The sequence below is a fragment of the Candidatus Dactylopiibacterium carminicum genome, assembly GCF_014736495.1.
Lineage (GTDB): Bacteria > Pseudomonadota > Gammaproteobacteria > Burkholderiales > Rhodocyclaceae > Uliginosibacterium > Uliginosibacterium carminicum.
Genome location: NZ_MDUX01000062.1, coordinates 1 through 19,987, shown reverse-complemented (window position 1 = coordinate 19,987; position 19,987 = coordinate 1). Strand labels below are relative to the sequence as shown.

General features: G+C 63.4%; 16 protein-coding genes. 4 read left to right on the top strand and 12 right to left on the bottom strand.

Annotation, left to right across the window (positions count from 1 at the left end; all coding sequences use genetic code 11):
- Positions 1-79 precede the first annotated feature (79 nt).
- A complete protein-coding gene (locus tag BGI27_RS15055; RefSeq protein WP_095525647.1) occupies positions 80-2,776 on the top strand; it encodes a PD-(D/E)XK nuclease family protein in 2,697 nt (898 codons plus the stop codon).
- Between the two features lie 52 nt (positions 2,777-2,828).
- Here BGI27_RS15055 and BGI27_RS15050 read toward each other — a convergent pair whose 3' ends face one another.
- Positions 2,829-3,629: an inositol monophosphatase family protein gene (locus BGI27_RS15050; protein ID WP_095525649.1), complete on the bottom strand. Its 801-nt coding sequence runs from the start codon at positions 3,627-3,629 to the stop codon at positions 2,829-2,831.
- 69 nt (positions 3,630-3,698) lie between these two features.
- Between BGI27_RS15050 and BGI27_RS15045 the strand changes: the two genes are divergently transcribed.
- Both BGI27_RS15045 and cysE read left to right on the top strand, forming a co-directional pair.
- Positions 3,699-4,445 carry an RNA methyltransferase gene (locus BGI27_RS15045; RefSeq protein WP_095525646.1) on the top strand — a complete coding sequence of 249 codons (747 nt, stop codon included), beginning with the start codon at positions 3,699-3,701 and terminating at the stop codon, positions 4,443-4,445.
- An 80-nt stretch (positions 4,446-4,525) separates the two neighbouring features.
- Entirely contained in the window at positions 4,526-5,269 is a 744-nt protein-coding gene (cysE, locus tag BGI27_RS15040; RefSeq protein ID WP_095525645.1) for a serine O-acetyltransferase, read from the top strand.
- A 69-nt stretch (positions 5,270-5,338) separates the two neighbouring features.
- Here the strand turns inward: cysE and BGI27_RS15035 are convergent, their stop codons facing one another.
- The 11 genes from BGI27_RS15035 to BGI27_RS14985 form a co-directional block, all read right to left on the bottom strand.
- The gene (locus BGI27_RS15035; RefSeq protein ID WP_095525644.1) at positions 5,339-5,917 is read right to left on the bottom strand and encodes a hypothetical protein; all 579 of its coding nucleotides are present in this window, start codon (positions 5,915-5,917) and stop codon (positions 5,339-5,341) included.
- 214 nt (positions 5,918-6,131) lie between these two features.
- Positions 6,132-6,431, bottom strand: coding sequence for a hypothetical protein (locus BGI27_RS15030; protein ID WP_095525643.1), 300 nt, complete (start codon positions 6,429-6,431; stop codon positions 6,132-6,134).
- A 7-nt stretch (positions 6,432-6,438) separates the two neighbouring features.
- A complete protein-coding gene (locus BGI27_RS15025; RefSeq protein WP_170943068.1) occupies positions 6,439-8,130 on the bottom strand; it encodes a T6SS phospholipase effector Tle1-like catalytic domain-containing protein in 1,692 nt (563 codons plus the stop codon).
- Positions 8,117-8,677, bottom strand: coding sequence for a DUF3304 domain-containing protein (locus tag BGI27_RS15020; protein WP_095525641.1), 561 nt, complete (start codon positions 8,675-8,677; stop codon positions 8,117-8,119). The genes BGI27_RS15025 and BGI27_RS15020 overlap by 14 nt, the downstream gene beginning before the upstream one ends.
- Before the next feature lie 58 nt (positions 8,678-8,735).
- Positions 8,736-10,061: a DUF4123 domain-containing protein gene (locus tag BGI27_RS15015; protein WP_172425486.1), complete on the bottom strand. Its 1,326-nt coding sequence runs from the start codon at positions 10,059-10,061 to the stop codon at positions 8,736-8,738.
- Positions 10,013-12,934: a type VI secretion system Vgr family protein gene (locus BGI27_RS15010; protein WP_095525639.1), complete on the bottom strand. Its 2,922-nt coding sequence runs from the start codon at positions 12,932-12,934 to the stop codon at positions 10,013-10,015. The genes BGI27_RS15015 and BGI27_RS15010 overlap by 49 nt, the downstream gene beginning before the upstream one ends.
- Complete coding sequence (locus BGI27_RS15005) at positions 12,931-13,635, bottom strand: hypothetical protein (RefSeq protein ID WP_095525638.1); 705 nt, start codon at positions 13,633-13,635, stop codon at positions 12,931-12,933. The genes BGI27_RS15010 and BGI27_RS15005 overlap by 4 nt, the downstream gene beginning before the upstream one ends.
- A gap of 20 nt (positions 13,636-13,655) precedes the next feature.
- Positions 13,656-14,429, bottom strand: coding sequence for an OmpA family protein (locus BGI27_RS15000; RefSeq protein ID WP_095525637.1), 774 nt, complete (start codon positions 14,427-14,429; stop codon positions 13,656-13,658).
- A gap of 17 nt (positions 14,430-14,446) precedes the next feature.
- Positions 14,447-15,445: a type VI secretion system-associated protein TagF gene (gene tagF, locus BGI27_RS14995; protein WP_095525636.1), complete on the bottom strand. Its 999-nt coding sequence runs from the start codon at positions 15,443-15,445 to the stop codon at positions 14,447-14,449.
- A 3-nt stretch (positions 15,446-15,448) separates the two neighbouring features.
- Positions 15,449-19,210 carry a type VI secretion system membrane subunit TssM gene (gene tssM / locus BGI27_RS14990; protein WP_095525635.1) on the bottom strand — a complete coding sequence of 1,254 codons (3,762 nt, stop codon included), beginning with the start codon at positions 19,208-19,210 and terminating at the stop codon, positions 15,449-15,451.
- 45 nt (positions 19,211-19,255) lie between these two features.
- A complete protein-coding gene (locus BGI27_RS14985; RefSeq protein WP_095530153.1) occupies positions 19,256-19,843 on the bottom strand; it encodes a M15 family metallopeptidase in 588 nt (195 codons plus the stop codon).
- A gap of 37 nt (positions 19,844-19,880) precedes the next feature.
- On the opposite strand from BGI27_RS14985, the gene BGI27_RS14980 reads away from it, so the two are divergent.
- Positions 19,881-19,987: transposase (locus BGI27_RS14980; protein ID WP_141239830.1), on the top strand; the 107-nt coding region annotated here is incomplete at its 3' end.

Sequence of the window (19,987 nt, the reverse complement as noted above, 5' to 3'; positions counted from 1 at the left end):
CCATTCATGCTTTCAGTTTAGAACCTGCAACAGCTAACTCCGACAGCGCCTTTTTCATTGGCCGTGGCAGGATTGAGGCATGACCACGACTCTCGTTCCACTGGCGCCGGATGCCGGCTTCCTGACCGCCGCCGCAGGCCGGATCCTGCGTTTCGCTGCCGCTGAGGAAAATCCTGCCGATCTATCCGCGGCCAGCCTGATCCTGCCCAATCTCAAGCTGGCGGAGCCTTTGAATGCCGCACTGGCGGCAGCGGCAGGCGGCCCCTTGCTGCTGCCGCGCACCGATACCCTGAACGGCATGGTGGAGCCCTGGCTGGCCGCGCAGCAGGTGATGCCGGATGCGCGCCGCCAGTTGATGCTGCACAACCTGCTTCGCGGCCGTGAATGGCTGGATGAAGGCATGTTGTGGGACGTGGTGGCCGAGCTGACCCAGCTTTTCGACACGCTCACCGAGCACGAACTGCCTCTGCCTGCCGACGAGGCAAGCTTGCTCTCCCGCCTGGAAGCTGCGTTCGATCTGCACAATTCGCGTGCGCTGAATTTCGAGGCCCGTCTGGTCAGCGCCTTGTGGCATGCCGAGGCACAGGGGCGTCCGTCGCGCGCGGCGGCGCGGTTGCTGGCGACCAGCCAGTGGCTCGCCAGCCTGCGTGGGCCGCTGATGGTGATGCTGGAAAGTACCGAGCCCGGCCCCTGGCAGAAACTCATCGATGCCGCCGCCGAGCGTGTGCCGGTGCTGGTACTGCAACCGCAGCGTGCGCTGGCGACAGGCCCGCTGGCGGATCTGCTGACCGCTGCCTGGCCCTGCGGGGATGAGGCGCCGGTGCTGGCGGAGCGTGTCGCGACGCTGTCACCTGATGTCGCCCACGAGGCTTCGACGCAATTGCAGTTGTGCAGCGCCGAAAGCCTTGAAACCCTGGGGCAGGCCGTGGCCGATCAGGTGCTGGACTGGCTGGCCGAAGGTCGCCGCAACATCGCCCTGGTGGCTTGCGACCGCCTTGCCGCGCGCCGTGCGCGTGCCCTGCTGGAGCGCGAAGGCGTGCTGCTGCAGGATGAAACCGGCTGGAAGATGGTGACCACGCGTGTGGCCGCGGTGGTCGATGCCTGGCTGGAAGTGCTGGCCTCCGATGCCTGGCATCGCGCCTTGATCGATCTGCTGCGCGCGCCTTTGCTGTTCCACGACCTGGAGCCGTTGGCGCGTGCGCGTGCGGCAGAAGCCGTAGCCGGCTTGATCGACGACAGCCGTATCGCCAGCGGGATGAACCGGTTGCGCGCTGCTGCCGAAGGCGATGCCTCAGCAATCCTCGATCGCCTGCTGGCCGCGCGCGCCGAAATCAACCCCGGGCAGGCCTGCAGTCTGGCGGAATGGTTGCGACGCCTGCTGCGCAGCCTGGAATTGCTGGGGGCTCTGCCGCATTTCGAACGCGACATGGCCGGACGCGAATGGCTGGGCTGGCTTGAGACACGTCAGACGGAGCTGGCGGATGACGACAGCCGCTTCCGGTTCGGCGCCTGGCGTACCTGGTTCAACCGCCAGATGGAGGCCGAGCTGTTCCGCGACGAGCGCGTCGATAGCCCGGTGATCATCACCCACCTGGCCGCTTCGCGCCTGCGCAGCTTCGAGGCCGTGATCGTGATCGGTGCGGATGGCGAGCATCTTGCCCCACCGCGTGCGCCCGGCTGGCTCACACATGCCGGTGTGCGTCGTGAGCTGGGTCTGCCAGGGCTAGAAACCGAGCAACGGCAACTGCGCGAAGATCTGGCCGGGGTGTTGCTGGCGGCCGACCGCAGCATGATCGTCTGGCAGAGCCTGCGCCGTGACGAAGCGATGATGCCGGCACCCGATGTGGCGGTGCTGGAGGCCGCGCTGGCAATGACGCTGGGGCTGGGTGTCGTGCGCCAGGCGCATGCGCACGCGATTGCGCCGGCCGCCGAGCTGGCGCCGCAGGGCTTGCCCGCGCCCGGTATTTCGCCGGCGCGCGTGCCGCAACGCCTTTCCGCCAGCGCGCTGCAAAGCCTGATGGATTGCCCGTATCGTTACTTCGCACGCCACGTCTTGCGTCTGGGGGAGCGCGAGGAGCTCGCCGAGGGCATAGAAAAGCGGGATTTCGGCGAATTCCTGCATCTCATCCTGCATCGTTTCCATACTGCTTTCCCGGTGCTTGCCGGGCAGGATGAAGCAGGATTGCTGGTGGCCCTCGAACAGTTCAGCGACGACGCGTTCGCGCAGGCGGTGGCGCACAACTTTCATGACCACGCCTGGCGTCTGCGCTGGCGCGCACGCCTGCATGATTACCTTGCCTGGCAGCTGGCACGCGAGGCCGAAGGGTTTCGCTGGCAGGCTGGTGAGCTGCAACAGCAACGCGAGCATGAACTGGGGCAGAGGCGCACCCTGCTGCTCAACGGCCGTATCGACCGCGTGGACAAGGCAGAGGACGGCACGGACGCCCTCATCGACTACAAGTCACGCCGGCTGGAAGCCCTCAACAAGCAGGCGGCGGACGCTGACGACGTGCAACTGGCTTTCTACGCCTTGCTGCGCGGTACGCATGTGGGGCAGGCGGGCTATCTCGCACTGGATGGAGACAAGCTGGGGCTAGCCGCGCTGAGTGACCCCGAAGCCCGGGCTGCGGCGCTGCAGGAATGCATCACGGCAAGCTTCAATGCCCTGTACGAGGGCGCGCCGCTGCCGGCACAAGGCACGCCTTCGGCTTGTGCGTACTGCGAGATGCATGGCTTGTGCCGCAAGGCCTGGGCGGAGGCGCCACGTACTTCCTGAAAAGCATAAGGGCGGCCTGGGGCCGCCCTTATGCTGATACATCGGCCGAAGATCAGGCGCGCAGTGCTTCGCTGGTGTGACTCTGGATGATCTGCAGCAGTTGGGTGAAGACCTTGGGCGTGCCGGCCACCAGATTGCCGGTACGCAGGTAATCACCTTCGCCCGCAAAGTCGCTGGCCAGGCCGCCGGCCTCGGTGGCAAGCAGCGCGCCGGCTGCCATGTCCCAGGGCATCAGGCCGATTTCGAAGAAACCGTCGGTGCGGCCGCATGCCAGCCAGGCCAGATCCAGTGCGGCAGCGCCAGGGCGGCGCAGGCCGGCCGTCTTGCCGGCGATATCCTTGAAGATCGCCAGGTAGCTGTCGATGTGATCCATGTTCTTGAACGGGAAGCCGGTACCGATCAGGCTTTCGTTCAGGCGGGCGCGCTTGCTCACGCGGATACGGCGGTCATTGAGGAAAGCACCCCGGCCGCGGCTGGCTGTGAAAAGCTCGTTGCGGTTCGGGTCGTAGATCACGCCATGCTGCACCACACCGCGCTCGGCGATGGCGATGGAAATGGCGTATTGCGGAAAACCGTGGATGAAATTGGTGGTGCCGTCCAGAGGATCGATGATCCACTGGAACTCGCTCTCCGCGCCAGTCTCGCCAGCCTCCTCTGCTAGAATCGAATGCTCCGGATACGCCTCCTGGATGATTTCGATGATGGCGTTTTCGGCGGCGCGATCCACTTCGGTCACGAAGTCGTTCGGCTGCTTGGAGCGCACCTCCACCTTTTCGATTTCCAGAGAGGCACGGTTGATGATGGAGCCGGCACGGCGTGCTGCCTTGACGGCGATGTTCAGGATTGGGTGCATGAGCGTCTGATCTCGTAGCGGGCCGCTGGCGCGAGCGGCCATGGCGCTGAAGGAAACCGCGCATTATATATGGCAGCCCCCCAACCTTTGAACCGCTTTCGTGTGGTTTTGTCCCGCCCGGGGATTCCCGGCAACATCGGCGCCGCTGCACGCGCGCTGAAAACCATGGGGCTATCCCGCCTGTACTTGGTTTCTCCCAAGCACTTTCCGCATCCCGAGGCGGAATCCCGTGCCTCGGGCGCAACCGATGTACTGGCCGCTGCAGTGGTCTGTGAATCGCTGGAGGAGGCCCTGCAGGGCGTTAGCATGGCCGCGGCTTTCACCGCGCGGCGCAGGGAACTCGCGCTGCCGATGCAATGGGCGCGCGAGGCGGCCACGACATTGACGGCCGCCGCAGCGCAGGGGGAGGTGGCACTGGTGTTCGGCAACGAGACCTATGGTCTTTCGAACGAGGAGCTGGCGCTTTGCCAGCTGCCGGTGATGATTCCGGCCAACCCGGAATACAGTTCGCTGAACCTGGGTTCGGCCGTACAGCTGATGTGCTACGAACTGCGCATGAACAACATCGACCCCGGCGAAGCGCCTGCGAGCTTCGGCGAATTGGCCACGGTGGACGAAGTCGAGCGCATGATGGCGCACTTCCAGGATGCGATGCAGGACAGCGGTTTCTTCAATCCGGACAATCCCAAGCGCCTGATGCCGCGTTTGCGGCGGATGTTTTCGCGTATCCGCCTGGAACGTGACGAAGTGAACATCCTGCGTGGCATGCTGGCCAGCTTCCAGCATCCGGAACGCTTTCGCCGCAGCGAGGATTGACAACGCGCCGGCATCGGTTGAAATGCTGGCCTGCATCCCCATATCTGCAACCCCTGTTTGCCAGTCAGGACCTTTCATTCATGTTTGCCCAGATCCGTGAAGATATCTCCAGCGTATTCGAGCGCGACCCCGCCGCGCGCAGCCGCCTGGAGGTGCTCACCTGTTATCCGGGCGTCCATGCCTTGCTGATCCACCGCATCGCGCATCGCGTGTGGGGCTGGCGCTGGTACTGGTTTGCGCGTTTCCTCGCGCACTTGGCACGTATCTTCACCGGTATCGAAATACATCCGGGGGCCAGAATCGGCCGCCGGGTGTTCATCGATCACGGCCATGGGGTGGTGATCGGAGAAACCGCCGAGGTGGGAGACGATTGCACCATCTATCAGGGCGTAACGCTGGGCGGCACCTCGCTGTATCGCGGCGTGAAGCGCCATCCCACGCTGGAGGCCGGCGTGGTGGTGGGGGCTGGTGCCAAGGTGCTGGGTGGCTTCACCGTGGGAGCCGGCGCCAAGATCGGCTCGAATGCCGTGGTGATCAAACCCGTGCCGGCAGGCGCCACGGCAGTCGGCAACCCGGCGCATGTGCTGGAGCCCAGGGATGAGCGTGAAGACAGGGCCGAGCAGGATTTCTCCGCGTATGGCGTGACCCGCAACATGGATGATCCTGTCGCCAAGGCGCTGCATGCACTGCTCGATCACATCGAATCGCAAGACAAGCGCATCGACGAGCTCGTGGGCCGGTTGCGTGCGGCAGGATTGTGCGAAAGCGCCGCCGCCAAAGGCGAACCTCTCGACCGCGATTACCTGAACCGGATCGTCGACTGATCCCCGCCTGAAAACGCAAAGGGCCGTTCCCTGATTCCGGGGAGCGGCCCTCGTTCATCCGGAAACCGATCAGCGCAGGAACAGCCACTCGCCATCGGGCTGCTTCTGCAGCTCATGGCGTACCGTGAGGTGTTCGCCGCTGGAGGATTGATACACCGTCTCCAGGCGCAGGTGCCTGATCGTGATCGCCGTGATCTTCTGCAAGGAAGTCACGCCGACGCAGGTCTTCTGGTCATGCGAAGCCATGGCTGCCATGGGCGCGTTGTAGCCACTGGCCGGAAAACTCACGCCGGGGGCCGCCAGCGTATCGAGTACGCTGCCGTTGCCATCGTTGATGCAGGCATTGCGGCCCAGGAATTCAGCCAGGTTCGGCTTAGCCTCCTCGATCGTCTTGCGCAGGAAAGCGTTGCTGATCTTCATGCCCAGCACCTTGTCCAGTTGATCGCGCTGCGCTTCGGACAGCACTGGTGCCACGGGCGCCGCAGCCTTGGGCTTCTCCGCGGCGGCGGCGGCTGCAGGTGCTGCGGGTTTCTGAACCGTCTCCGGCGCGGGGACAGGTTTGGGCGCGCCTGCGCAAGCGGCGAGCAGCAAGGCGGCAATGGGGATGGCAATAATGGAAAGTGGCTTGCGTGTTGTTGCGTGTGTCATGAAAGTGTCTTTGTCTGCTTGTGAATGAATGGTGGAGGGGTCATCGGGTGCCCGCCCCATCGGAAGGTCATGCCGCAGGCCGTGATGTCTGCGCATGGCGTATTGGGCTGCGATGCGGCTTGCAGCCTGGAAATATTCTTGAATCCCCGGTACGACAAACACTTGACTGAACGACATTGATCATCGTCGTGCGGCGTCCCGAACCATGGCGCACTCAGGCCGCCAGGCCGGGTGAGGATGCCGCAGGTTTTTCCTGCACGCTGGCGAAGCGCAACTTGTCGTCGCCACCTACATAGATCACGCGAGGGTCTGATGGCAGGGTGGCGTCGATTGCAAAGCCGGCCAGCGAGTCGTGGATGTAGCGGTCGAAAAAAGTGATGAGTTTTTCGTCGCGCAGGCCCCGGCTGTAAACGAACTCGTCTTCGTAGGCGTGCACCAGATTCTGGTAGTGCGGCCGTAGTGTCAGGCCGGAGTCCGATTTTCTGCGGGCGATGATGGCTTCCGCGTCTTTCATCAGGCGTTCATCGTAGGCGTCGAGGTTGTCGGCCAGTGCGCTGTCGTCCGCCCAGGTGTCTCGTTCTGCCTGCTTGCGCAGATACGCCTTCTTTCTTGCGCGACTCGTCGTCGCTGGCCACGGCGCGCCGCCGTTCGGTTTCCGGCGGAATCGCCTGCCCCCAGCGTGCCTTGGCATAGCGGGCGTTCTGCAGGGCGGTTTCGGCACGCCGCAGTTCGCCTTGTGCAGCCTCCCATGCGGACTTCAACGGCTTGAGTTCGGCGTCGAGTTGCGTGCGTTGCTGCTTGAACCTGGCCTCGCGCTGCTGGATGGTCTGCGCTTCCGGCCCGGCCGCCTGGCGCGCGGCGGCCTCGCGATTGCGGCGGATGTTCTGGAAGCGCCAGCGCAGGTACAGGTGGCCGTGCGCCAGCAGCTCCTTGCCGACGTCGCGCCCGCCGCTGCCGGCCGCTTTCATGTAGTGACGGAAGTGATCGAGCAGGTCGGCGAATTTCTGCGCGCCTTTGTCATCGAGGGCAAACGACAACTTTGTTGTTTCGCTCCGCTCGTTCAGTTCAGCGAGCGAGAGTAGCGGCACCCCTGCCTCCAAGGCTTTCGCATGCATGACCCGCAATGGAATCAGGCTGAACATCTCGCCGTGGTGCTCACTGCGCGCACCCTCACCGGGCTGATAGCCACCGCCCACGTCAGAGTGGGCCCCCGGATAGACCATTTCCTCCACTCCGTCCGGATAGTGCCGGCCGTTGAGCACGCTATCGACCGGAAAGGAGTTGCGGATTTCGTGTGCGGCCACCATGTGCACGCAGCGCGCCACGAGTGGCTTGGGGATCGTCAGACCATCGGCCCAACTGGCGTGCCCATCAAAGCTGCCCGGGGCAGGGTCAGCGCCCGGCGTGCCGAAGGCAATCCGGTTGATGGAGGTTTCGCTCGATTCGGCCCTCACCTTCAGCGTTGTGCGGAGGCGGTACAACCCCATGCTCGTGGCGCCGGGGGTATTGTTGGCGCTCATGGGCAGGCCGACCGAAGCCACGGTGTCGAAGAGCCCGAGGAAGGCGACCTCGACGGGATGGTTTCCCTCTTTCAGGAAACAGGCCCCGCCACGCTCCGTGCAGCGTGCAGCCAGATCCCGCACGAAGGCACGCGCAGCGGTCGCGCCACGCGAGAAGCCGAAGACGTTGACGCGAATCGCACGGAGCTTGTTGGTCGGGTTTTGCGCGCGTGCGGCGGCCTTCTTTACCGCCTCGTTGAACTTGCGGAATGCCCAGTCGAGTCGGTCCTGCCCCATGTGCCCCATGCCCTTGCCGCGCGTGGTATTGCCAGGATCGCCGATCTCCTTGAAATAGGTACCTAGGCCAGGGATGTAAAAGGCGTACAGGCCGCGAGATTCTTCGTTGTCCTGATGGCTCTGGAATAGCCGTGCCACGTTGCTGTGTTGCAGGCTGCCGACATCGGCATCGAGGTTGTTGCCGGTGCCGTCGAAGAAGAAGCTGAGCGTCAGGCATTGCTGACAGGTGTTGGCCGGCGGCGTTTGCGCACTCTGCACGGCTGACGCCAGGGCACTGCCAACGATCAGTTGCAGACCGGCTGGCGGCAGGCCGGGGCGCTCCGTGCCCTGTGCACCGAAGGCCGTGCCTTCGGCGGCAAAGCCCAGTGCGCCGGGGCGTTGCTCAAGTGGTGTATGGATTTCTCTAGAAGTAGCCACGCTGGCACCTCGCGAATTTTTCGTCATTGATCACATTCATGCTTTTGTCTTGATGCCGACTGTTACCGTGTAAACGCTCCAGTTTCAGACGAGGAGGAGAGCTCGTTTCCGTAACAGCAACTTCAATATGCCCGTCACGATAGAAATGCACTTCCATGTATTCGGGATTGGCGGGTACGGGCCCCGAGAAAGGCACTTTTGCTTCGCACCAGGTTTTGCTGTCTCGTGTCCATTTGATATGCACACTGTTGTCCGGCGGGAGCGGGGTATAGAGCGAGGCGCAGCAAGTAGACTTACTGCCGCCCGCTGTAGGTGTACTGACCGAGATATTCCCCCCTCCTGCGCCATTGACCTCAAAACTTCCGATCTCCGTTTCGGTGTAGTTGTAGCCATAGAGGGTGAGGTTGTAGGCGCGGAAGGGCTCGACCTTTTCGTGCTTGGGGCCGGCTGCGGTGGCGGTGGTGCAGGCGAACAGCATGGCAAGCAGGCTGAAGACCGCGGGCAGGAACAGGCCCGGCCGTTGTGTGCCTTGCGCGCCGAAGGCCATGCCTTCGGCGGCAAAGCCCAGTGCGCCGGGGCGCTGTTCGAGCGGTGTATGGATTTCTCTAGAAGTAGCCACGCTGGCACCTCGCGAACTTGTGATCGTTGTTGATGTTTTGCTCGCGCTCGGCGTATCGCCATCCCGGACTGGCGCGCTCAAGCTTCAAGCGAGGCGGGGAACTGGATTCAGTCACCGCCACCTCGATATGGCCGTCACGATAGAAGTGCACCTCCATGTATTCGGGCTTGGCGGGAATGGGCCCGGAAAACGGCACTTTCGTCTCGCACCAGGTCTTGCCATCCCGGGACCATTTGATGTGCACATTGTTGTTTGGCGGGAGTGGGGTATAGAGCGAGGCGCAGCAGGTAAACTTTCCCCCTCCAGCCTCGGCATCACCCACTTCGATATTCCCCCCACCTGCGCCATTGACCTCAAAACTCCCAATCGACATATCGGTGTAGTTGTAGCCATAGAGGGTGAGGTTGTAGGCGCGGAAAGGCTCGACCTTTTCGTGCTTGGGGCCGGCTGCGGTGGCGTTGAGGCTGGTGCCCATGAGCAGGACGCAAAGCAGGCGTCTCATGGTGATGGCTGAGTTCAGGATGTGGGGAGTCATGATGTAAGGACTCATGTGGTGGCCGCCTCCAGCACCGTGTGCAAAGCTTGCGTGAAGCGTTGCCGTCCGGCGCGTACCTCGCTCAATGCGGGCTGCCAGTCGGTGCTCTCGTGAAAGGCAGCGCCGAGGCTGAGCGTGAGCGTGCAGTAGGCGATCTGGTCGGGAAGCTGGTCGATGCCATAAGTGCGTGCGGTTTCCAGCGCGCGGGCGATGATTTTGCTCTGCCGGGCCTTGCAATGTGACGGCAATTCCGTATCGGTCTGCATATAGCCAGGTACTGGCAATACTGAGGAACGCGGCGCGCCGGGATGTTTCCAGCGTGGTCAGCAGCACTGGCAGAACGCGGGTATCGAAGTAGCGGAGCAGCACGGCGATGGCGTCGGGCAGCATGGCTTCCGTCCTTGCATGCAGGGCATGGCACAGCGTGGCGTGCGACAGCGCGCCTTCGATGAGGACCAATGCATTGGCATACTGCCAGCGGGCCGCAAATGCCTGCCAAGTGTTTGCCGTGCATCCAGAGAAGCGAGGCAATTGCAGGAGAATCGGCGCGGCACATTCTCGCCATATCGGTGTGGCCCGGGTCAGGATATCCAATGCGGGCGCCGTGCCGGCAATGCGTGACAGCTCGGATGCCGGGATGGCCGATGTGTCGGCAAGCAGATACAGCGATGTATCTGCACTGTGCGTATCGAGGTGGCGGAGGATGGCGTCTGGAAAGCGGATCATCGTCATTTCACTGCGAAAGCCGAGCCCGATGCGCGTGCGGCGAGCAGGCAAGATTTGCACACGCTGTTGGGCATCTGTGGCAAGGGCAAATCCAGCTTCCCCGGCCCCGCAAAACGCTTGCTCGCCGCATGCACGGTCAGCGTGCCGGGGCATTGCACGGTGATGTTGCCGCCTTCAATCGTGATCGCTGCGCCGCCCGCGACGGCGAGGTGGATCTTCTTTGCGGCAGCCGCGTCGAGTTTGCCGGTGACGGAGACCATCTTGAGCTGCTGTCTGGCTGCGAGCGTCAGGGCGTCGGCCTGGGCCTGGGCGGTGACGGGGCCCTGGCTGGCGATGAGTTGCAGATGCTCGTTGCCGGTGGCGCTGCTGAGCAGCCCCAGGGCCTGGCCGGTGTGGATGCGCAGATGGCTGGCCAGTGCATAGTTGCTGTCTTGCCCGCTGGCCCAGGTCAGCGTTTCGCCGCAGTGCCATTGCTGCGCCTGACCCGCTACGCAGGCGAGCCCGCCGCGTCCGGCGAGCGTGAGCAAGGAGGCTTCGCTGTGGGGGAGCGCGCTTTGCGCCGAGGGCTGAACGGCCCCGGTATGAGCATCCATCAAAGCTTTGGCAGATTGCTGCAGGGCGGGCAAGGGCGCCTGATCGCACTTGAGCGTGCTCTGGTTTGCGCCCTGGCTGCCTTCGTTGGCCGCCAGGCGGATGGTCTGGTGGGTGGCTGCGATCCGGCTGGCGTTGCGGGCAAGTTCCGTGGCCTGACGCAGCAGTGCCACAGGGGTGGTGGCATCGCCCATGGGTTCGCTGCTCGGCTGATCGATGGCTGCCTGAATCGGCCAGGTACTCAGCAAGAGGCCACGGCCGGCGCGTACCGCACCCCAGGCGTCGGTACGCAGCTCGAAGCCATCTCCCCGATGGCTGCCACGGTAGTTGTCCGCCTGATGGATCAGGTGGCCGAGGTTCAGCTGGGTGGCTGCCTGGGTGCTGGCAAGCTGGATGCGTTGCTGACCGTCCGTGTCGTCGAAGACCAGTTGGTTGTAGCCCGCGTGGGGTCGATTGAATTCGGCGGACCTGAATCCAGAGAGCGCGGCCGCGTTGCGCATCGGCCCATAGGCCGCAGCCTCTCCATGCCAGGCCGGGCTGTGACCGCCCGCGATCCGGTTGCCCTGATGCGCGGGGCTGTGATCCTTCGCATTCATGAAGGACCGGGAATCGGGCGCCAAGGATCGGGAGGCAGCGTCGGCGCCACCGGGCGTGGCCTGCGTGCCATTTTCGCCAGCGCCATCGAACAGGCTGCCCAGCACGATGGGGCGATCGATGTCGCCTTCCAGGAAGCCCACCAGTACGCACTGACCGATGCGCGGTACGAACTGGGCGCCCAGGCCCGGGCCGGCATGCCGGCTCGCCAGGCGTAACCAGGTGGTGTGAGGGGCCACAGCGGACAGCATGGGATCAATCTGCTGCCAATGGAATTGCACGCGCACGCGGTGCAGGGCATCGGTATGGATCTCTCCGCTGGCGCCGGGCACGCATTCACCTTGCGGGCCGACGACCGTGGCTGTCTGTACGCCGGGGGCTGTGGGGCGAGGATTCAGCAGCATCCCCGTTTCGTCCTGCAGGGCAGGGCGCCAGGGGATGTGTACGCGTTGCGCTTCAAACCGGTTCGCATAGCCACGTTGGGCGGCTTGTGCGAGCAGTCCGGCCGCATCGTCCGCATTGGCCGGAATCGCTGTCAGCATTTCCCCCAGAACTTCGCCCAGCACACGCAAGGTCTCGGTCTGGGGGCGGGGCAGATTGTTCACACCCACCTGAGTCAGGTGGGTGAGCAGAAGGTCCACCTTCGCAGGGGATTCCCCTCGCCCTCGTGCTGCGTCATCCAGCGGACTGTTGCGCAACAGAAAACGATGGCCCACCGCAAAGCTGCGTACGCTGCCCTGACCGACGAATCGTTTGTTGCGGGCTTCCCGTGCCTCGCGCGCCAGGCGCAGCGCGCGAGCGGCCATGGTGCCCGAAGCAAAGGCATAGGCGCCGGGGGCATCGTGCTCGATCAATGGCGGCAGGTGTTCGCTGGCGTGACCAGCTTCGCCCTCCACCTGCTCAATCACGGCACGTTTCTGCTTGTAATCCCAGGACAAAGCGCTGCTGATGGAGGCCTGCAACACGCGCTGTGCGCCCAGCGCGGTGACGGCATCCTGCGATTCCTGAGCCCCGGCGCGATGGAAGCGGATGCCCGAACCCCCCAGGGGCTGGGCCGAGCAGACATCTTCGGGCAGTGCGTCGTTGTGGGCAAAGATGAGCAGTGCGTGGCGGGGGGCTTCGTTGCCCTGGGGCTGATCCACCGGCACGAAGCAGAAACCCAGCCCTTCCTCGGCGAACAGGCGGGTGACGAAGTCATAGTCCGTCTCGCGGTACTGCACGCAATAGCTGCGTCTAGGTGCTTCAGCAATGAAACTTTCCACGCCCTCGGCAAGGTGCCAGTCCGCATGTGGCGCATGAGTCGAGAGCACCGCCTCGACAATCTCCAGGGCTGATTTTTCCTGGAAAACCCGGCAGTCGGTGCGCTGCGTGAGCTGCCACATCCAGGGGGCGAGACTGAGCTGGTAGCGCGTGAGCGCTCCGTCGGCACCCAGGCGACGGGCCTCGATCACGTAGCCGCTGCGTGGATAGGCGCTGCCGTCGGCCAGGCGAGTGGAAAAGCTCAGTTGTTGTCCGAGCAGCGCATCCAGATCGATGTGGGCATTCGACGAGAGCACCAGCAACTCATGGCGATACAAGGAAGACAGTGCCTCAAGCGAGCAGAACGCTTCCAGTTCGAGTGTGCCCATGCAGGCCGGAGGCAGCTCGCCCAGCGCATGGAGGCGCGTGTTGCTTCCCGCGTCGATGAATGCCACCAGCCCATAATCCATCGCACCTTGCAGGGCTGCTGCTTCGCTCATGGTCTGACCTTCGCGTCGTTCTGCGTGCTGTTCGTCTGCGCGTGCGTGCCATGGGTCAGCAGAGCTTCCAGCAAGATCACATCGGTATCCACCACTTGGGGTGTCGCAGGTTTTGAGGCTGCCCGCGCGCTCGGGCGACGGTTGTTGTGCCGAGGCTTGGTCTGGGGTTCGGCGAGGGCGGAAAGCAGGGTCTTTCCGCTGTTCGCCGGGGCTTCGCCTTGTAGTGTTGGTGTTGCAGCCATCGCGTCCGGGAAGGGCGCGTCGTCAGCCGAACCCGCCGTGATCGGGACAGGGCCTGTTTCCGTGCTTGAGTGATCGGCAGAGGGCATGCGCTCGATGAGTGCGGGTTTGCTGTCAGCGATTTCGTGCTGATTTGCTTGTTCCGTCTGCCGTGGCAGTGGCAAGGCCGAAGCATGCTGTACCGGAACAGGTCGTGCCGGCTGGACGGATGTTTCTTCGGCGGCGAGCAGCCACCAGCCGAAAAGCAGGCTGACGGGCAGCGCGATCAGGTAGGTCAGGATTGCTGCACGAGGAGGACGATTCGTGCGAGTGGCCGGAGTGCCTGTCTGGTCTTCGAGTGAAGCCAGCACACTGATGCGTTTTGCGTGCTCGTGTTTCTCTTCGGGGGCGGCGCCAAACAGCTCCGGGCGTGGCGTGCGGGCGGGCCAGGTGCCGGTGTCTGTTTGCGGGGGCTGAGTCATGGATGGGCTCCGGAGATTCTTCAATTGACGATGCGGAATTCGATCCGGCGATTGCGGGAGCGGCCTTCCGGGGTGTCGTTCGAGGCGACGGGCTCGAGGGCGCCCTTGCCGATGGAGATCAACTGAGCTCCGGCCAGCCCCTGGCGGATGAGGTATTCGCGGACGGCATCCGCACGTGCCTGGGAGAGCGCGGCATTGGCGTCAGGTCTGCCCTGGCTGTCGGTATGGCCGATGATCTGGATGTTCCTGTCGCCCAGGTTCTTCATGGCGGCGAGCATTTCGTCCAGAAGCTGGGTGCCACGGGGTGTCAGGGTGAAGGAGGCCGGCGCGAATTCGACGATCCGTCCGGCGAGTGCGCGATCCAGAAGCTGCTGCTCGTTCGTGCCCAGCCGGAGACCATTGCGCACCTGATAGGTGGGGTTCAGCGCGGTGGCGAACTGCGCGGGGATCTCCTGGATGCGTTGCTCGTTGCTGACATCGCCGCGCAGGCTGAGCACGTTGCCATTGATGTCGAGTTCGCCATTGCGGATCTGGCGTAATTCCGGCGTGATCAGTTTCTGGATGTAGTCGGACCAGTTCGCTGGCGTGCTCACTGCGCCGACCCCCAGTTGATTGATCACGTGTTCGGCGCCATAAACCGCGCGTACCCGACCCAGAATGGCCTGGCGGGTGGCTTCATCCGGCACGGTGCCGGAAACGACCACCGGCCGGGAGGGCGGTGGCGCGGAAGTTTCGGCATATGCAGGAAGAGCGCAGGCAAGCGCAGATGCGGTAAGGCAGACGAGCAGTTTCATGATTTCTTCTATGGAGTTCAGGTGCCGAGAAACACTTCGCCAAAGGTGGTGATGGCTTGCGACAGGGATAGGCCAGGGTGTTCCAGGTAGCTTGAAAGCTTGACCAATGCGTAGTTCCCGGCCAGATAGTCTTCCACCCACTCGGCCTGACACAGGTCGATATTCGTTTCGAAGGCGAGTGCCGGGTTGAATACCGCTTCGAGCGCGCGCGGGCAGGCGCCACTGAAGCCCAGGATCAGTTGTTGGCGACCGTCCAGGCGGCTGCGCATGAGGGTGATCTCGTGGCTGCCACGCGCCAGGAAGGGGGCGATCAGGCTCAGCCAGAACACGCTGGCATGGACTGCCGCGATATTCTCTTCGGGCAAGGGGAGCGCCAGGCCACGGCTTGCCGCATTGCTGCCACCGGTAAGCAGGGGGGAGAGCAGCAGACCCAGTGCCAGCACGGTGTGCCGGAGCTGGCACGGGTTGCCGGCGGCGTGCAGCTGTGTCTGCAGCGCCTGGATGGTGCTGCTGTCCAGGTAGGTGTGGATGCGGGTCTGGAGTTCGTCGCGGTCTTCCTGTACGCGCAGCGGGCTCCTTTCGATACGTGCCAGGGCCTCGCCGATGTCACTGGCTTCGCGTGCCTGGTTCATGAGCTGTTCCATTTCGAGCCAGGCGGGCAGCATCGACAAGGGCAGACTGGGCAGGTAGGCGAGCGGCGTTTCCGTGCGCAGGCTGCCGGCCACGAGGAAGGGGAAGCGGCGCCCGGAGCTGTCCTGACTGCTGGCCAGTCGGCCGACCAGAAGGCTCTGGTTGCGACTGCCCAGGAATGCGAAGAGCACGCCGGGCAACGAATCGAAGTGGCGTTTCCATTCAGCGTCGGTGACCAGGCGTTCGAGGCAGGCGGAGATCCAGTGATCCAGCGTGTTGATCACGGGGGCGCCGTTGCCGCTACGCACGAAATCACCGCGCGAGGGAAGCTTGCCGAAGTAGATCAGCGGTTCGTTGCCGACATGCAAGGTGTAAGGGGCATTCATGTATCAACGCACCTCGACGCTGGCGACGTTGCCTAGTTGTGGATTGCTTACCACCTGCTGCGGCAGCCTCAGCCCCTTGAGTGTTTGTGCCGGTGCGGGCGTGGCGTCCTGCCTACCCTGGGCGGATTGCTGGCTGATGATGCGCAGCACGATGCTGACCTGCTTCTGCCCCTCCCCCCAAGTGAGCTCGAAGTCGCCGTTATCCATGCGTTTGCGTTTCGCCGCACCGATCATCTTTTCCAGCCCGAACCGGCCTGGGATGTTGACCAGCTCGCTGACCTGACCATCGAAGCCGGTGGCCAGCACGCGTGCGCCGGGGGTGCCGCCTCCCGGCCACTGGAATCTGTGCCAGGCGGTGCTGCCGTTGCGGTACTGCATGCGCTGCCCGTCGATCTCGACGGCGTATTCGGTGAGCCCGGGCGAGGGGATCGGCATGATCTGGAAGACTGTTTCCGGATTGGCGCTGCCGTTTCCAGCGTCCGCCGGCCCTCCGGGCGGGGCCACGTAGCGGGGATAGTTGGCAGTGAATTCGGGGTTGAGCGCGATGCCGATATCTGCCCAGGTGCGCGGTGTGAAGGTCTGCCCGCGCTGCACGACCAGCGAGGCGAGCGTGCCCGAGGCGAAGCGCGAGATGACGCCGTCCGGGCCGAAGACCTGGGCGATTTCGGCCGGGCTGGCTTCGATGCCGGCATTTGCCTGGAAGGGGTACTTGGCGGCGAGGGTCCGTGTGAACGGCTCGTAGACCTGAGCCGTCCAGATCTTGTTGAGCTCGGCCTCGGCGGGCCTGACGATGACGGAGAATGACTCCATCAGCGGGCGGACCAGCAGCGGGCGGATGGTGGCGCGCTGTGAATCGGACAGACCGATGAGCATGCTCTCATCCACGAAACGCAAGCCATCGGCCAGCTCGGAGCCGCTGCCGTCGAATGTCTGTTGCATGAGTTGCCGCGCGGCAGGGCCCGGATCCCCCGTGTTGCGCATCTGGTTGAAGCGCGTGCGCAGCGCCGAGAGGCGGGATAGATAGCCATCGAGCAGGACTTCACGCCCTTCTCCGCGCGACATCATGAGCGCCGCGATGGCCGCGAACTCTCGGCTGATGGGGCCGGACTGAGCCTGCAGGCCACCTTCGGCCATGTTGATTTTGACCTGTACCTGGCTTGGGCTGCGACGCAGGATGGTGGTTTTGAACCATTCGAGAAGCCCTTTGCCGGCACCATCGAGCTGCGCCTGAGACAGCATGGGGTTGTCCCATGAGGTTTCGCGGTAGAGGGTTTCCATCAGCCGTTTGACGGGCGATGTGCCGGGGTCGCCCAGGCGGTTGAGTCCGCCCACGGCGGCAGCGAAATCCGGGAAGCCGGCGATTGAGACGCCCTGCAGGAATTTCTTCCATTCCGAGATGTATTCGGCCTTGTACATCTCGATGAGGGCTTTCTGGATCTGCTCCGGGCTGCCCTGTACGGTCAGGTCTTCCCGGGTGCTGGTCTTGAGGACCCAGTCGGTGGATTGCAGTTCCTTGTTCGCGGCTTCCTTGATGGCTGGCTCGACGTATTTCGTCCAGGCTTCGCGCGTGAAGGCGCCGGAGATTGCATAGCTGCCCGCGACCAGGCGGCTGTCTTCCTCGCCCAGCACGCGGGCCACCGTCAGTGGGGGAAAGCGCGTTGCTGCGCGTGCCTTGATTTCGCCATAGACACGTTCGCGCGCTGGCATGCCACGCACCACGCGCCGCAGGTTTTCGCGAACCTGGTCGACCAGGGCGATCTTTTTGTCGATGACCGGGAAATCCGCCCGGCCTGTCTGTGTGAGCAGGAAGCCGAGGATCTGCTCCGCGCTCTTGATCATCTGCTCGCGCGGCATGCTGCCGCGGTTCTCGTCGAGCCAGGTGCGCCAGAAGCGGGTGAGCTGGTCATTCAGATGACCGGCCTCGAGACGCTCACGGTTGGCCAGCATGAGATAGGTCTTGAGGGCGTTGTAGGCATCCTCGACATTGGCGGGGGAGAGATCTCGATACAGGGTCATGCCACTGCGTGCGGCGGGAGTGCTTGCCGAAACGGGCATCAGGCCAGGCTGGGGGGTGAGCTTGTCCGCCTGTGTGACCACGTCTCCGAGATAGCCTTCGATGGCCTCGCTGACCGGCGCCAGCAGTACCAGGCGGATGCCGTTGAAGTACTCGTAACGCAGCCGGCGTTCGATCCTGCCGCCTTGATAAAGCCCGAAACCCAGTGCGGCCGGTTTGCTTTCGCGGAAGTCCTGCAATTGTTGCAGGCGATCCTGGATCACCTGAAGCGCTTGCAGCCGGCTGCCGATATCGTTGCGATCCTGTTGCAGGCTGATGGCCTGGTCCAGATCGGCCTGGATATTGGCAACCAGCTTCTCGTTGGCCAGGAAAGACCAGGTCCACAGGGAAAGACAGGCTGCGAGGATCAGCACGGCAGCGGTGAAACCGGCGAGGCGGATGCGGGTGCTGGCTTTCGAGGTGAACTGGCGGACAAGGTTCTTGTCCGCAAAGATGACCTTGGAGAACAGGTCGGACAGGAAAAACCCTGCGCCTTGATAGATGCTGACGGGAGGCCGGCTGACGGGATTGGGTTTGAGCGAGAAGAGCTCGCTCATGCGTTGATCGGAGGTACTGACCGGCGCCCCTTCACGCACGGCGCTGGAGAAATAGAAACCGCGGAAGACGGGTTTGTACTGGAAGGGGTTTTCTTCGAAAAGCGTGGCGATGAAGGCGCGCAGGCTGGGGCGGATGCCTTCGAATTCCAGCGGGAAGCTGAGTACGCCAGCGCCGATGTTGCCGTCCAGGCTCATCGACATGCGTGTGACGGACAACTCATGCGAGCCGTCGACCAGTTTTGCGAAATGCTCGTCGAAGGCGGCGACGGCATCGGTCTTGCCTTCCGAATCGTAGGGCAGGGTGGCACCCCAGGTGCGCGAGCGCTCGGCAGCATCGGCATCCTCGAAGAACTCAGCGAAGCCGGCGACAAGATCGATCTTGGTGAACATCACGTAGACCGGCGCAAACACGCCAAGCTCGGCGGAAAGCTCCTGGACTCGCGAACGCAGCTGTTTGGCGAGGTTGATGGCGTATTCCGGCTTATTCTGGCTCAGCTCCGCCACGCTGACGGCAATGAGGATGCCGTTGATCGGAGCTTTGGGGCGATGGCGTTTGAGCAGATGAAGGAAGGACAGCCATTCGCCACGGTCGGCTTCGTAGACGGAATAGCGCCCGGCCGTATCCAGGAGGATTCCTTCGGAGGTGAAGAACCAGTCACAGTTGCGCGTGCCGTCCAGTCCGTGAATGACGCTGCCGGTGACGTCGGAGAACGGGAAATGCAGGCCTGAGTTGACGATGGCCGAACTTTTGCCTGCGGCCGGGTTGCCGATCACCAGATACCAGGGGAGTTCGTAGAGTGCGGTCTTGCCGCTGGTCTCACCGAGCTTGGAGGTCTTGATGGTCTTGATGGCGGCGAGCATGCGGTTACGCAGTGCCTCGACCTCCGGACGCTTGTCCGCCGGTGCTGCCTGTACGGCGCGTTCTGCCTCGGCCTCCATCATGCCGGTGATGAAGCGGCTGCCCTGCGTGGCACGGTGGCGCCGCCAGGCCCAGGTCAGCAGCCAGCAGGCCACACAGAGCAGCATCAGGCCGCCGACCCAGGCAAGGGCGATTTCGAGTGTCCTGGCAAACAGCAGCAGGGCAGCAGCCAATGCCAGGAAGCCGATGACGGCAAGCACACGCTTGTCGGTCAGGAAGGATAGAAAACGATTCATCTTGTCGATACGCTTGGATCAGGAATTCAGGGTATCGGAGGTCATCTAGCGGATGCGTTTGTTGCGCAACTCGACGTGACCGAAGTCCATCAAGGTCCAGCGTCCGCCCCAGGTCAGCCCCATGGCTTCTGCCTCCTTGCCGTACAGCTCGTAGCCACGCATGGCCCAGGGATCCTTTTCGGAAATCACGAGCTTGCCGTTGCGAATGAAGGCGCAATCGGCAGCTAACCCATACTGGTGGTAGCTCTGGTAAGCACCGGCGTTGGTTACGTGCGCCCCCATGCCTGCAAGCTGATCCTGTCGCTCCGGGCTCCGATAGCCTTCGATCAGCGCCAGCTCGTAACCGTGCTCTTGCATGCGCTGGAAGACGCGCAGAAGCCGCTGGGAGAAATCGTCATGCAGCAAACTCCAGTCGCGACTGGCATTGACCAGCGATGGACGGACCGCCATGACTTCAATGGTGGTGAATGATTCCGGCGGGAGAGGCGCCGGAGGCGCAAGGCGTTCGCCGGCAAGCAACGCCGCGATGACAGCATTGCTTTCATGCCGGTTTTCGCTCAAGCCACCGATATCTATGTTCTCTTGTGAAAGCAGAATGATCAGGGGTTGAATCGCCCCCGGTTCACTAGACACTTCGAAGCCTTAAGCTGGCAACCAAGTGGAGGTGTCTATGAGTAGCAAGCGATACACGGAAGAGTTCAAGATTGAAGCGGTCAAGCAAGTGACCGATCGCGGACATAGCGTTGCGGACGTTGCCGGGCGACTGGATGTGAGCAT